The sequence below is a fragment of the Pedobacter immunditicola genome (assembly GCF_037482985.1).
GTDB lineage: Bacteria > Bacteroidota > Bacteroidia > Sphingobacteriales > Sphingobacteriaceae > Pedobacter > Pedobacter immunditicola.
This window is the reverse complement of sequence record NZ_JBBHKC010000008.1, coordinates 156,820-170,594: the sequence shown is the minus strand read 5'-3', so window position 1 is coordinate 170,594 and position 13,775 is coordinate 156,820. Positions and strand designations below refer to the sequence as shown.

The 13,775-nt window shown below is 43.1% G+C and carries 12 protein-coding genes; 3 read left to right on the top strand and 9 right to left on the bottom strand.

Features of this window, described 5'->3' with window-relative positions; genetic code table 11:
• Nucleotides 1-10: 10 nt before the first annotated feature.
• From WG905_RS15330 to WG905_RS15305, 6 genes are all read right to left on the bottom strand, one after another.
• Nucleotides 11-304 carry a DUF4142 domain-containing protein gene (locus WG905_RS15330; protein ID WP_339592618.1) on the bottom strand — a complete coding sequence of 98 codons (294 nt, stop codon included), beginning with the start codon at nucleotides 302-304 and terminating at the stop codon, nucleotides 11-13.
• A 109-nt stretch (nucleotides 305-413) separates the two neighbouring features.
• The gene (locus tag WG905_RS15325) at nucleotides 414-2,111 is read right to left on the bottom strand and encodes a sodium:solute symporter family transporter (RefSeq protein ID WP_339592617.1); all 1,698 of its coding nucleotides are present in this window, start codon (nucleotides 2,109-2,111) and stop codon (nucleotides 414-416) included.
• Nucleotides 2,108-2,242, bottom strand: coding sequence for a hypothetical protein (locus WG905_RS15320; protein WP_339592616.1), 135 nt, complete (start codon nucleotides 2,240-2,242; stop codon nucleotides 2,108-2,110). The genes WG905_RS15325 and WG905_RS15320 overlap by 4 nt, the downstream gene beginning before the upstream one ends.
• Before the next feature lie 60 nt (nucleotides 2,243-2,302).
• Nucleotides 2,303-4,744: a PIG-L family deacetylase gene (locus WG905_RS15315; RefSeq protein WP_339592615.1), complete on the bottom strand. Its 2,442-nt coding sequence runs from the start codon at nucleotides 4,742-4,744 to the stop codon at nucleotides 2,303-2,305.
• Nucleotides 4,745-4,815: 71 nt separating this feature from the next.
• Nucleotides 4,816-5,415 (bottom strand): hypothetical protein, encoded by a 600-nt coding sequence (locus WG905_RS15310; RefSeq protein ID WP_339592614.1) that lies wholly within the window; start codon nucleotides 5,413-5,415, stop codon nucleotides 4,816-4,818.
• Nucleotides 5,416-5,469: 54 nt separating this feature from the next.
• Entirely contained in the window at nucleotides 5,470-5,904 is a 435-nt protein-coding gene (locus WG905_RS15305) for a DoxX family protein (protein ID WP_339592613.1), read from the bottom strand.
• Between the two features lie 188 nt (nucleotides 5,905-6,092).
• Here WG905_RS15305 and WG905_RS15300 point away from each other — a divergent pair, with 188 nt between their 5' ends.
• Complete coding sequence (locus WG905_RS15300) at nucleotides 6,093-7,046, top strand: YihY/virulence factor BrkB family protein (RefSeq protein ID WP_339592612.1); 954 nt, start codon at nucleotides 6,093-6,095, stop codon at nucleotides 7,044-7,046.
• 21 nt (nucleotides 7,047-7,067) lie between these two features.
• On the opposite strand, the gene WG905_RS15295 is transcribed toward WG905_RS15300, so the two are convergent.
• Together WG905_RS15295 and dinB are read right to left on the bottom strand one after the other, a co-directional pair.
• Nucleotides 7,068-10,007, bottom strand: coding sequence for a DNA polymerase III subunit alpha (locus WG905_RS15295; RefSeq protein WP_339592611.1), 2,940 nt, complete (start codon nucleotides 10,005-10,007; stop codon nucleotides 7,068-7,070).
• 4 nt (nucleotides 10,008-10,011) lie between these two features.
• Nucleotides 10,012-11,166: a DNA polymerase IV gene (gene dinB, locus WG905_RS15290; RefSeq protein ID WP_339592610.1), complete on the bottom strand. Its 1,155-nt coding sequence runs from the start codon at nucleotides 11,164-11,166 to the stop codon at nucleotides 10,012-10,014.
• A 175-nt stretch (nucleotides 11,167-11,341) separates the two neighbouring features.
• Here dinB and WG905_RS15285 point away from each other — a divergent pair, with 175 nt between their 5' ends.
• Nucleotides 11,342-12,412: a sensor histidine kinase gene (locus WG905_RS15285; RefSeq protein ID WP_339592609.1), complete on the top strand. Its 1,071-nt coding sequence runs from the start codon at nucleotides 11,342-11,344 to the stop codon at nucleotides 12,410-12,412.
• A gap of 26 nt (nucleotides 12,413-12,438) precedes the next feature.
• Complete coding sequence (locus WG905_RS15280) at nucleotides 12,439-13,179, top strand: LytR/AlgR family response regulator transcription factor (RefSeq protein ID WP_339592608.1); 741 nt, start codon at nucleotides 12,439-12,441, stop codon at nucleotides 13,177-13,179.
• Here WG905_RS15280 and WG905_RS15275 read toward each other — a convergent pair.
• The gene (locus tag WG905_RS15275; RefSeq protein WP_339592607.1) at nucleotides 13,133-13,579 is read right to left on the bottom strand and encodes a KTSC domain-containing protein; all 447 of its coding nucleotides are present in this window, start codon (nucleotides 13,577-13,579) and stop codon (nucleotides 13,133-13,135) included. The genes WG905_RS15280 and WG905_RS15275 overlap by 47 nt on opposite strands.
• Nucleotides 13,580-13,775: the final 196 nt, after the last annotated feature.

Genomic DNA, 13,775 nt, shown 5'->3' with positions numbered 1-13,775 from the left:
TTTTACGAATCTATTTCAAATTAGCTTTGATCTCCATTGCCATGTTGTAATGCTTTTCTATCACAGGAGTGGTTTTTTTTGCAAATGCAACGAGGTCATCTTTATTCACATTCTGACCAGTTTTAAAGAGTTCAACAGTTTTTTGGTGATCTTTCACCATCATATCCATGTATTGCTTATCGAACGCCGGACCGGATAGTTTCTTCAACATCTCTATATCCGCTTTTTTCTCGGGTATAATGGCTGTGGGAATGATAGCACACACTGCGGCTACCATCAAGGCTAAACTTATTTTTTTCATCATAGTCTGTTTTAATAGGTGATAAAGCTATCATCTCATGATGGTCTCATTAGCTGCTTTTTAGGTATTTCTTTTAAACAGCCAGGAGTTAAAATAGTTTCCGTTTAACACGTTAAGCAGGGAGGGATTTCTTTTTGTCGAATAATTGAAATAACAGCGCCAATACCACAACCAATAAACAGCCAATTACATTTAGCCAAAGGTAGGCTACGACGGCGAAATAGCCACAAATACAAACGATGATCTCGGTAACGATGGCGGCCATAAACACTGCCCGGCCATTGACATGCCTTACGTAAAAAGCAACCAGGAACACGCCTAAAATAGTTCCATAAATATAAGAACCCAGAATATTCACCGCTTCAATCAGGTTACCGATTTTGCTGGCATACAGGGCCATTAAAATACAGACAAAACCCCAGAAAAAGGTCGCCCAGCGCGATGCCTTGAGGTATTGATCATCGGTCGCATTTTTATTGATCAGTCTTTTATAAATATCGATCACAGTGGTTGACGCCAAAGAATTCAGGGCACTTGCCGTGGAACCCATGGAAGCTAAAAAAATAATGGCTATCAAGAGGCCAATTAAGCCACGTGGCAGGTATTCCGTTACAAAGCTTAAAAAGATATAATTGTTATCATTGATATCCGCATTGGGATCGTTTTTCAGCATCAGGTCCGTCGTTTTTTTGCGGATATCTTTGGCTTTATCATCAGCTTCCTGCAACACCACTCTTTGCTGATCAATTGTTTTCTGGTCCTTCTGATCAAGTGCAAGACTAAGCTTTTCTAATTCCTGCTGCTTTTCCTGGAACGCTGTGGAATACTCGGCTTTAATGGCATTCAACTCTGCCTGATGCGGACTCCTTTCCAGTTTATTCAACTCAAAACTATTGAAAAAAACCGGGGGTTTGGTGTATTGATAAAAGGCAAATACCAGCACACCAATCAGCAAAATCAAAAATTGCATGGGGATTTTAACCAGGCCGTTCATGAGCAGGCCCATCCGGCTTTGCCCCACGGATGATCCTGTGAGGTAGCGCCCTACCTGGCTCTGGTCAGTACCAAAATACGACAGCTGCAGGAAAAACCCACCGATTAAGCCACTCCATACGGTATACTGGTTATCCCAGTCGAAACTGAAATCGATGGCATTGGTCCGGCCCATTTTACCGGCAATGCTGAGGGCTTTTCCAAAACCAACATCAGCAGGCAGCAATTGAACCACGACAATACCTGCAGCAAACAAGCCGCAAAAGATAATGGCCATCTGCAACATTTGCGTGTAAGACACTGCTTTCGAGCCCCCGTAAACCGTATAAAAAATAACGATACTCCCAATCAAAATCGTTGTAATCGTAGGATTGATATTCAGAATAGCCGAAAGGATAATTGCGGGTGCATAAATGGTAATTCCGGTCGACAAGCCCCTTTGGATGAGGAATAAGAATGCGGTCAACGCCCTGGTACGCAGGTCAAAGCGTTGCTCCAGGTATTCATAAGCTGTATAAACTTTAAGGCGGTGAAAAATAGGGACAAAAGTGATGCACAGCACGATCATGGCCAGGGGCAGGCCCAGGTAGAACTGAACAAAACTCATCCCCGAAGCGTATGCCAATCCTGGTGCTGAAAGGAAAGTAATTGCACTGGCCTGCGTTGCCATCACCGATAAACATACGCTGTACCAGGGCATAGACTGGTTGCCTAATAGAAAACCATCGATATTCTGCGTTCCCCGGCTCTTATATACCCCGTAAAGTACAATAACAAGGAGGGTGATGACTAGTACTGCCCAATCCAGGTTACTCATTCAAAATACTTGGTAAAGAAATAGAAAAAAACGATTAATAAACACAACCAAAGGATCAGCAGGCGGTAAAACTGCGGCCAGCTTTTCACAAATGGAGGCAACTCCGGGTCCTTTTCTTTTACTTTACTCATGTCTGGGAATCATTTTGTTCAATTACTTATTTTATAGGGATTGGTTTAATTGGCTGGCATTTATTCAGCGGGTTTTGCAATTAAGTTGACAAATAACCTGAAGGCCCCGGGCACACCTGCGGGAAGTTCCCTGAAAAAGGACAAGCCTGTATAAACATATTTCCCCTTGCCATAAGCGGCAACAAACAGGGAGCCGTTTTCTGGCGACTGGCCTTTATCATTCATCGCAAGAATAGGTGTATATTTTGGATCCAGTTCTTTCGCGAAGTATAAGCCGCGTTCCTGCACCCAACCTTCGAAATCTTTGGCGGTTATTTTATTGGGGTAGTTTAAAACCTGGTGACCGGGAGCTAAAAATATTACTTTTGCATCTTCTTCTGTAACTCGGGCACGGCTGATCTGAAAAGGATATGGTCCTAACTGATCGATTTTCAGGGGATTATTGACGTTATATTGTTGTAAAAGTGTTCCCCCCTCTTCTACATATTTCATCAGGCGGGGTTGCATCGCTTTCACTTGTTCATTGACATTATAGAAACGTACGCCGGTAATGATGGCATCAAAGGAAGAAAGATCACCGTACAACACCTGGTTATTGTTCAGGAGGGTTACTTCAAAACCAATTTGCTTTAACGCCTCCGCCACCAAATCTCCTGCGCCTGCAAGGTAGCCAATGCGTTTCCCTGCCATTTGGATGTCTGCAGCTGCAACCTTCGCTGCTGCAACAGGAAATAGAGTTTGTACCGGAATATGTTCATAATTGATTACCTGTAAACCTTTATTATACAATACCCCGCCCACTTGCAGTTGCAATCCCAGTTTACCTTCGGTCACTTTACCTGCGGGAGTTACACTAAATGTAACGTTTTTCACTTCGCCTTTTCTGCTGAAATCAAAGTCGATTGTTGCGGGGTTGACTTTCCAGCCCTGCGGAACTGTTGGTTTTAAGACACCTTTTATTTTATCTCTAAAATTATGAAGCTGAACGGTGAAAGACCTGGTTTGCCCTTGTCTGAAAACAAAAGCTTTGTCGGAAAGTGATGCCGTGACCGGCGGTGCCACCACTAAAGGCTGATAAATCTCCCCTATGGCCGGATCGGTAAACTTATGAACAATAGCTCGTTTCACCGGAATGGTCTGACCGCCGATCTCCACTTCAATTTGACCAAGTTCCGGGGCTGGATTCTTTGGCAATCCCCTTAATGACAGCGAGTCTACGATATAATAACCCGGAGGATGTTCTTTTTCCAGCCAATAAGGCTGGGTGATGCCGATTGCTGCAGCCGGAAGACTAAATTTAAATGAGGTCATTTGTTTGGACAATTGTGCAACTTCCGTGCGCTGACCATTTGTTTTTACAGAAATCTTAATCGGTAAGGTGACATTTGCACGGGCTAAAGCTTGTAGTTGTACAGGAATAGAATCTGTAATAGCATAAGTAGACATCGGCACATTTGTTTCAATCCAAATCCCCGCACAGGCCAGAATCAACTCGTCTAAAAGCTGGTGCTTAAAAGACAAGCCGGCTACTTTTTTCCTTAAATCCAGCAGGAGGTTCAATGAAGCTGCAGGATTTGAAACCTGGTATTCCTGGTTAATTTTTGTGACTAATTTTTGTACAGCAGCCATTCGTGGTTCCTGACCTAGAGAAAAATCGATGCCCTCAAAAAGGTGTTTCTTTGCCGCAACGCCGTCAACATGACTAAAGTACTCTATTGCTGGTATTCTTTGTGCAGGGGCCCCAAATCCCTGACTCCTGTGTTTTGATCTGCTTTCTGCAGCTATTTCACCATAGCTTTTACCTAAAAGCGGGTTAAAGCCCCCTACTTCCAGCTTCAGCTGGTCATCGGCGGTGGTATTGATAGAAGAAAAGTTATAAGTATTCCATACGATGCGGTGGGCCTTCCAGGTTTTCACCTCTTTAAGCTGCTCAGGGAATTGCCGCGGATCTGCTGCCGCAATAAAAGCCTCATGGGCTAAAATTGCTGAAGCCGTATGATTTCCATGGCCTGCTCTGGCATCTTCCGGAAAACGGGTGATGATCACCTGTGGTTGAAACTTGCGGATAATCCAAACTACATCGCCTAGCACCTGCTGTTTATCCCAGAACTTGAAACTTTCCTCCGGAGGGTTAGAGAAACCAAAATCATTGGCCCTGGTAAAGAATTGTTCAGCACCATCAACACTTCTTGCGGCAAGTAATTCATGGGTACGCACCAAACCTAAAAGGTCAGCCTGTTCGGTACCGATCAGGTTTTGTCCGCCATCGCCACGTGTAAGGGAAAGATACCCGGCACGCACTTTCTTTTCCTTAGCAAGGAACGCGAGTAACCTCGTATTTTCATCATCAGGATGAGCAGCAATGTAAAGCACACTGCCACTCACATTCAAGGATTCTAAACCTTGTTTAATCTCCGCAGCATTGGGAGATGTGATGTTTTGTGCATTTAAAAAAATAGGCAGCAGGAATAGCAGAAAAAAAAAACGTGTCGTTGGATTCATATAGTACGTTTGGTACGTTGATTTCCGAAATTAATCAAAATTCACTTATCCCGCAGGACTGAACAAATCTTTTACAACAGTATTTTGCTGCTTACCTCCTTATCGATACTGATAAAGCCCGGGTATTTAACCAGGCTGTTACCAACCATAAAACTAGGCCTGATTTTCAAGGTTACTAAACCTTTCTGCTCCGGTCCACCTTTTTTGGCTGTCAGGAATTTTGTTACATCCTCCATTAATTTACTATTTGAAACCAGGGGATATACGTTGGCATTAATGTCTACCGGAACAACTGTTGTTCCGCCCGGCGCTACACTCACATTTTGGTTTACAAATCCTGTGGCAATTTCTTGCTTGTTAATTAAGATTTTATACTCAAACTCATTGATTGACGCCTGGTTAGCTGTAGGATTGGAGATTTCCAGATTCAACTTTGCTCTTAAAGGCACATCCTTTCTGAAAAGCCCCAGTGCTAAGCCCGGAAGGCTGCTTAAGTTGATGTTATCTTTGTTAATAATGGTTCTGATATCAGTTCCTGCCACCGTAATCTGGTTAGCAGAAGCGATTACATAAGTACACTTCTCGAGTGCTTTGATTTGTTGTGCCTGTTTATTTACGCCACAACTGAACAGCGATATCGTCAAAAAGCACAGGAATAAGGTTTTCTTCATAACAGCTATAACGGGAAAATGCCAAAAAGTATACGTACGCAACAGTAAAGGATTTTAAAATGTCCGTCTGCGATTCGCATTTCTGCTAATCACGCTGTCAATACTGAATTTTCCAGGACCTGAAAACATCAGGAACACAAAAACAAGTAAATACAATCCGGGAAGCTCCATTTTTTGGAACCCATCAGCTGGATGAACAATAAATACAGCAACTGCCATGGTGATGATTAATGGGATCAATACCAATCGGGTAGCTAAACCCAATATCAACAGCAGGGAACAAAAGAATTCCGCAAAAATGGCCAGGTAAAAGGATGTTTTCATTCCCAAACCAATAGGGTCACCAAACTGTATCTCTGCACCACTCAACACAGTACTTAGCTTGCCCCAGCCATGAGTCATCATCAGGCATGCAACACCGACGCGCAGGATAAATAACGCAACATCAAGTCCTTGATGGTTGTAATTGGTATTAAATATACTTTTCATAAGCTACTGTAGGTTTAAACAGGAATGTAGGTGTAAATATATTATTTTTTTATTAATCTATAATTAAAACCATTTTTATTGGCAATGGTTTTGCTTTAGCCACCAAAGCCACTATCACTAAGCACTTATACTGGTTTCATCGCCATTTATGATTGCTTCATTACCGAGGAAAATCAAACTACAGACTTATGAAAAAAGTTACAACTAAAGGGATTTGGGAAATTTTGAAAAACTCCTTCACAGGATTTTCTGACCACAAGGTGACTAAGCTTAGTGCCTCCCTCGCTTACTATACCGTATTTTCAATGGGACCTTTGCTGATCGTCATCATTTCCATTTGCAGTCTTTTCTTTGGCCGTGAAGCTATTGAAGGCCAGATCTACTACCAGCTGGAAGATTTTTTAGGTCAGGATACGGCTATGCAATTGCAGGATATCATCAAGAAAGCCGCGATCAGTGGCAAAGGCGTCATTGCCGTTGTTATTGGAGGTATTACGTTGCTCATCGGGGCCACTACCGTTTTTGCAGAAATTCAGGATTCCATTAACGGCATCTGGGGGTTAAAGCCCAAGCCAAAAAAAGGCTGGTTAAAATTCATCCAGAACAGGGTACTTTCGTTTTCTGTCATCATTAGCCTGGGCTTTCTTTTACTGGTTTCTTTAGGGATTACCTCTCTTATTGATGCTTTCAGCAACAGGATCATGTCGAAATACAGTGATATTTCCGTTGTACTGATTTATATTGTCAACCAAATCATTACCCTGGCGGTCATCTCTTCGATATTCGGTGTCATCTTTAAAGTCTTGCCCGATGCAGAAATACGTTGGAAAGATGTGTTTTTGGGATCGATTGTGACCGCTATTCTTTTTATGATCGGTAAGTTCGGTATTTCCTTTTACATCAGTCAAAGCAATGTAGGAAGCACCTACGGCGCTGCCGGCTCGCTGGTCATCCTGTTGTTATGGACTTACTATTCATCCATCATCCTTTACTTCGGTGCAGAGTTCACCAAGGCCTATGCGCTGCAGTATGGTGCTGAAATCCACCCGAGTCAGTATGCTGTAAGCACCCGGGAAGTAGAAATTGAAACGCCGGGGGAATCACTGCAGGAAAATGCTAAAAAACCCACCAAGTTGAAATAGCGCATAGAAAATTAAATCAGCTCATAATACCGGATGATCCATAATCGGTAATTTGGCAAACTGAAGAACTTCGACACCAGGGAAACCAAAATCTTCCACCACCGTCCCTGAAATCAGGTAACAACCTTTGCCTTTAAACGGATAGACAGGGGTATGGGTAGGGAAATGTACCGTGTCAAAAAAGTCGCCCCTATGATCCAGAAAAGTGCCGAACCACATTTTCTTGTTATTTTTCGTGCGTACAGTTTTTTCACAAACATACTGCCCCACCATTTTAACCACCTTGCCCCTATGGGCCTTGAGGTCTTTGGCCATCACCGCTCCCCTGTAAGTCGTTCTTAACAGGTCAAACATATCTAGGCTTACTGGGTAACCTAATAGTTCGAATTCCTGGTAAGCATCTTCCAGCAAACTGCTTTCCAGCTCAGGCAATTGAAACGGTTTGCTATTGCTGCGGAACAGGACAGCAGATGGTGGCTCAGGTGTTTTTGAACCCAGGTAATTATACACCTCCCACAGCAAAACCTTTTTACTACTGCCTGTAAAACGCAAGGCACCGATCCTGATCAGCAAAATGCATTGCTGCAAGGTGATGCCCGTCCGCAGCACAAAATCTTCCAACCCTGTGTACAAGCCATTCTGCTGCCGTTCAGTTACAACCGACGCCATCAGCTTCGTTTCCAAGCCATTTACCCCGACAAACCCCAGATAAACATCTTTTCCCTGCAGCGTTACCTTGGGCTCGCTGTGATTTACACAAGGCAGGTGCAGCCGCCCCCCTGCCTTTTTAAGTTCGTGCACATACACCCAGCGTTCATAAAAACCACCATAATTATTAAGAACGGCCACCATAAATTCTATAGGATAATACGTCTTCAGAAAAAGGCTCTGGTAACTTTCCACAGCAAAACTTGCAGAATGAGCCTTGGAAAAACTATATCCTGCGAAGGAAGCCACCTGACGCCAGATTTCTCTGGTGACAGCTTCATCGCGGCCCTGATTTTTGGCATTGGTAAAAAAACTTTCCACCAGGCGGTCAAACTCCACCTTGGAGCGGTATTTACCACTCATGCCCCGTCGCAGGATATCTGCATCGGCTAAATCCAGTCCCCCGTAATGATAACAGATCTTGATCACATCCTCCTGGTACACCATTACACCAAAAGTTTCCTTTAACTCCCTTTCCATAATGGGGTGCAGGTATACAATCTCATCCCGGTGATGGTAGTTATAGATATAAGTTTTCATCATGCCCGACTGCGCCACACCGGGCCTGATGATGGAACTGGCAGCCACCAGGGTGAGGTAATCTTCACATTGGAGCTTGCATAACAATTGTCGCATGGCCGGAGATTCGATGTAAAAACACCCAATGGTATCACCGGTTCGCAGTTGTGCATTGATCAAAGGATCGTTCAGGAGCCGGCGTACTTCATGGACATCAACGTTTATTCCCCTGTTACTGGCAATGAGCTCAACGGCTTCCCGGATATGGCCAATTCCCCGCTGACTCAGGATATCGAATTTATCAAAACCAATTGCTTCAGCTTCATACATATCCCACTGTACCGTAGGCATATCTTTCGGCGGCAAATCCAGTGCAGTATAATAGGTAATGGGTTCTTCTGAGATTAATACCCCGCCGGCGTGAATTGAGCGCTGGTTAGGCACGTTTTTCATCAGGTCATGTGCGTTGAGAATCTTTATATAAACCGGGTTATCCCGGTGCTGTCCTTGTAAAGTGGGGTCGGTAAAAGCATCAATTTCCGCCTTGGGCAAGCCCATCACCTTACCAATCTCCCTGATGACCGATTTGTCTTTGAAAGTACTCATGGTAGCTAACAAAGCCGTATGCGCTTGTCCGTAGCGTTCAAAAATATAACGCTGCACATCTTCACGCTCATCCCAGGAATAATCAATATCAAAATCCGGTGGCGAACTGCGGTGTTTATTCAGGAAACGTTCAAAATAAAGATCCAGTGCCAGGGGATCTACATCGGTGATGCGCAGGCAGAATGCGATGATACTGTTTGCACCAGAACCACGGCCAACATGGTAGTAGCCTTTCCCTTGAGAATATTGTATGATATCCCAGGTGATCAAAAAATAAGCAAAAAAATCAAGTTCATCCACTACAGCCAGTTCCTTACTTATACGCTCCTCAGCAGCTGCATTTCCCCTTCCGTATCTTTTCAACAACCCTTCCCAGGCCAGCTTATTCAGCAGGGCTTTATCGCCCTCGCGGGTGCCGGTAAAAGATTTCTTATTCCTTTTATCCTTTGGGATATAGTTCAAACAGCAGTCTGCCATCAGCTTTTCGGTGTTGGCTACGATAAAAGGATAAGCAGCATACAAGCGTTTTAATTCCCCTGGTGGCATGAACTGCTCCTGCGGCGCGCACCGGTCCTCCTCCCCAACTTTGGTCAGCACTGTATTCAGGTCGATTGCCCGCAGGTATTGATGGAGCCGGTATTCCACAGCATTTTTCACGGTTACCGGGTGCAGGACGACTAATTTTCCTTTCAACTGCTTTAGATCCTGAACGTAAAGCTGGTGTAATTGCCTGGCCCTGATCCCGATAAACTCATGCCCCTTTTCCGGGATAAAGCCCGGTTGAAAGGGATAAATCACATAAACATGTTGAAAATTCCATGGCTGGTCCGGCAGGGCCTTACGCTCGAGGTTATGCCAGGTCAAAAAATCATTCAACTCTTTTACACCCTCCTTGTTCCGGGCAATTCCAATATACAACAAGCGGTGCTCACGCCTGAACTCTATGCCACCAACAGGTTTTATTCCCTTTGACTGGCATTCCCTGAAAAACTCCATCATCCCGGTGGAGTTATTGACGTCTGTCAGGGCCATTTCAGTAACCCCCATAAAAGCGGCTTCCAGCACCAGCTGTTGAATATCCATGGTGCCATAGCGCAAACTATATTGAGAATGAACATTCAAATACATCGGCTTATATTTTTAAGGCCAGCGTTGATGCAATGGTGATTGCTTTCTCGCCAAAACGCTTTCTGATTTTATCCATCGCCTGGCACAAATTATACTGTTCCTCGGCAGCACCGTAGAGGTTGATTTGTTCCGAGCCATTCACCAGGTTTGAAAATTTCACCCCAACCAATCTGATCAGCATCCTGCGCGTATAGGCTTTATCAAAAAGGGCCTTTGCCCTTTCAATCAAAAAAGCGTCGAGGGCCGTGTAAGGAATCTGGGCCTGCTGGCTTACCGTTTCAAAATTTGAATAACGGATAGTAATGGTCATGCAGGCGGTTAACTTTTGTTGCTGTCGCAATTCATAGGCAAGCTCAATGACCATACTGGTAATTAAGAGTTTAATGTCATTGAAATTGATACTGTCGCGCTCAAAAGTATGCTGCTTGCCCATGGACTTCTGTTCGCGGTAGGGAACTACGGGAGAATTGTCTACGCCATTAGCTTTCTGCCACAAGGTTACCCCATTATTTCCCAGCACTTTAAACATTTGCTGCTGAGGAATCTGTGATAAGGTATGAATCTTCCTGACCCCCATTTCACTCAATTTGATATAGGTAGCCTTACCCAAACCAGGGATTTTTTTAATCGATAAGGGGTTAAGGAAATCTTTTACTTCTGCTTGGGCAACCAAGAGCCCACCATCAGGCTTACATTCGTTTGTAGCCATTTTAGAAACTGTTTTATTAACCGATAAGCCAAACGATATAGGCAAACCACTTTCCTTGATGACCAGTTCTTTTAACTCCTGGGTATACTTGAAGCAACCATGAAAACGGTCCATGCCCGTCATGTCGATATAGTGTTCATCGATACTCGCCTTTTCCAGCACCGGCACTTTTTGCCGTAAAATATCGGTCACCATATGTGAATATTTACTGTACTCCTCCATATCGCCACGGATAAAAGTGGCATGCGGACAAAGTTGTTTCGCCATTTTTGAGGGCATTGCTGAGTGGATGCCATATTTACGGGCCTCATAACTGCAGGACGCCACTACGCCACGGTCTGAACTGCCACCTATGATTACCGGAAGACCCAGCAGTGCCGAGTTTTTCAAAACTTCTACTGATACAAAGAAGGCATCCTGGTCTATATGTACAATCTGTTTTTCGGGCATAACCTTCGTATTTTTCAAGACAAAGTTATGCTAATTTATTTAGTAAATAAAAACAATTGCTATTTAAAATAGCATCCAGAAACCCCTCTGGACCTGAGGTCAATTATTTAACAAATAATTATCAGTTTTTTCTGGTAACGATGGTTTTTTTATCCTAAAAAATGTTGATTTGTATATGGGTAAGTTTAAAACATCAAAAGTGATCATACATTTGACCGCATGGCTGTTATTTCTAAGCTTTTCAATCTTGTTTATGCTTCAGGGCAGCAGGCAAAGTGTCAGTGCCTCCTTCCAAAATCCCTGGGCATTCTTCCAGTTCACCTTCCTGTTTATTACCATTTTTTACCTCAATGCAAACTACTTGTTTACAAAGTTCTACTTCCATAAAAAATACCTCATTTATGGCTTATGTTGTATTGCACTCCTGATTCTGGTATTGACGATCAAGCCCTTTGATCAATTAATTGGCCAATTCCGACCGCCCTTTAAACCAGGACCTGAGCGACAGATTTTTCCCAAACCAGGGATGCACTTCGACTTGATGAGTATGTTTATCTTGATCACGTTAATGGGCATGGGAACGGCATTACGCTCTACACAAGAATGGCAGTTAACAGAAAAAAGAGCCATCCAGGCCGAAGCAGAACACGCCAATGCAAACCTTTCTTTCTTAAAAGCACAAATTAACCCACATTTCCTATACAACACCCTCAACAACATTTATACGCTGTGCATCAACAGTCACCCTGAAGCAGCAGAAAGCATCATGAAACTATCCCATATTATGCGGTACATTACTGATGAGGCTGCTACTCATTATGTTCCCTTACAGGAAGAAATTCACTGCATTAATAATTTCATAGAACTGCAGCGACTTCGCCTTGGCAAAAAAAACCGGCTACATTACAAAGTTAGCGGAGATCCTTCCGGTCACCTGATTTCACCGCTCATTTTAATGACTTTCATAGAGAATGTGTTCAAATACGGGATCAGCAACCACCATCCTGCGAACATCCATATCAGCCTTAAAATCGAAGACTGTAAATTGATTTTTCACAGTACCAATCAACAGTTTCACAAGGATAAACCAAGTTTTAATAAGGATAAACAACAGACGCGCAACGGATTAGGCATCAGCAATACCAAAAAACGACTTGACCTGTTGTATACTGGGAAACATCAGTTGAGCATCATGAACAAAAACGATTTATTCACTGTGGATTTAATACTTTTTACCAAAGGATAGCTTATATTTAAATACACAATGAAATTATGCCACTAACCTGTATCGCAATTGATGATGAGCCCCTGGCCCTGGAGCTGATCAGTACCTACGTATCGCGTATACCAAACCTGCAGCTGCTGGAGGTTTTTGAAGATGCCATTTCCGGAGCAGCTTACCTGGAACACAAAACGGTTGACCTGCTGTTCCTGGATATTCAGATGCCAGATATTTCAGGCCTCGACCTGGCAAAATCACTAAAAAAAAAGCCAATGATCATCTTCACTACTGCACATAAGCAATTTGCTTTTGAAGGCTTTGAACAGGAAGCAGTGGATTATTTATTGAAACCGGTTAATTTTAAGAAATTTATGAAGGCAACTGAAAAGGCAGCAACCCTAAAAAACTATAAATCCTCCGCGCTTCTAACGCAAGAGGATGCTTTTTTTTATGTTCACTCAGAATACCGGATGGTTAAGATTCTGATGAAAGACATTGAATATATAGAAAGTTTGGAAGATTATATTAAAATCCACCTTGAACACCAGAAACCTGTCCTTAGCTTGCTTTCCCTGAAGAAAACAATGCTTTTGTTACCCGCGGAACAGTTTATCAGGATACACCGAAGTTATATAGTGCCAGTTTCGCGGGTAAAATCCATTCAGCATAAAAAGATCCAGCTCAGCACCGTGGTGCTCCCTATTGGGGAAAGTTATGCTGCGCAGGTAAGAGTGCAACTATCTCTTAAGCAATTTCCATCTTCGCAATATTCCGATAAGGGAAAACGCTGAAGATATGTCTGCGGGCAAACCTGCCAGGTGAATCTGCATTTACTAATTTAACGTAAACCGCTTTTGGTACTTCAAAGTACTCATAGCCGCTACCATCAAGAAAGTACACCTTTAAAACCTGACGTTCCCAGGTAAAGTCTGCAATACCGCAGCTGGCCGTTGTTTGGTTATATTCCTCTTTGGAAAGATCCAACGTTTCCGGTGCAATACTTACCAAAAAATGATAGGCTTCAATGATTTCCTTGCTTTTATGTTCAGCTTCCAACTTTGCCTCTTCACTGTCCTGAAACTTATCAGGGTGACAGTCTTTCATTAAATTCCTGTAAATGGTCTTTAATTCCTTCAGTTCGGCGTCCTTTTGTACACCCAACAATTTTCTGTAATCTACTATTTTCTTCATAAAATTTGCGCAAAGATACACACATTTTATTTGTAATTGTATTATGATTCAATTAATTATACAGCAATCAGCCTTAAAAAAAAGAGTTAATTAAACTGATGATAGTTGAAAACGGAATAAGATCGGATGTACTGCGCATCTACCATGTATCTAGGTTTTTACAGGAAAAGGTACATACAACGTACATCCATGGTAG

Bases quoted from the DNA above. Each gene is read 5' to 3' on its own strand.
- WG905_RS15305 (WP_339592613.1), bottom strand. From the start codon at position 5,904: ATGAAAAGTATATTTAATACCAATTACAACCATCAAGGACTTGATGTT.
- WG905_RS15325 (WP_339592617.1), bottom strand. From the start codon at position 2,111: ATGAGTAACCTGGATTGGGCAGTACTAGTCATCACCCTCCTTGTTATT.
- WG905_RS15330 (WP_339592618.1), bottom strand. From the start codon at position 304: ATGATGAAAAAAATAAGTTTAGCCTTGATGGTAGCCGCAGTGTGTGCT.
- WG905_RS15285 (WP_339592609.1), top strand. From the start codon at position 11,342: ATGGGTAAGTTTAAAACATCAAAAGTGATCATACATTTGACCGCATGG.
- WG905_RS15280 (WP_339592608.1), top strand. From the start codon at position 12,439: ATGCCACTAACCTGTATCGCAATTGATGATGAGCCCCTGGCCCTGGAG.
- WG905_RS15315 (WP_339592615.1), bottom strand. From the start codon at position 4,744: ATGAATCCAACGACACGTTTTTTTTTTCTGCTATTCCTGCTGCCTATT.
- WG905_RS15295 (WP_339592611.1), bottom strand. From the start codon at position 10,007: ATGTATTTGAATGTTCATTCTCAATATAGTTTGCGCTATGGCACCATG.
- dinB (WP_339592610.1), bottom strand. From the start codon at position 11,166: ATGCCCGAAAAACAGATTGTACATATAGACCAGGATGCCTTCTTTGTA.
- WG905_RS15275 (WP_339592607.1), bottom strand. From the start codon at position 13,579: ATGAAGAAAATAGTAGATTACAGAAAATTGTTGGGTGTACAAAAGGAC.
- WG905_RS15320 (WP_339592616.1), bottom strand. From the start codon at position 2,242: ATGAGTAAAGTAAAAGAAAAGGACCCGGAGTTGCCTCCATTTGTGAAA.
- WG905_RS15310 (WP_339592614.1), bottom strand. From the start codon at position 5,415: ATGAAGAAAACCTTATTCCTGTGCTTTTTGACGATATCGCTGTTCAGT.
- WG905_RS15300 (WP_339592612.1), top strand. From the start codon at position 6,093: ATGAAAAAAGTTACAACTAAAGGGATTTGGGAAATTTTGAAAAACTCC.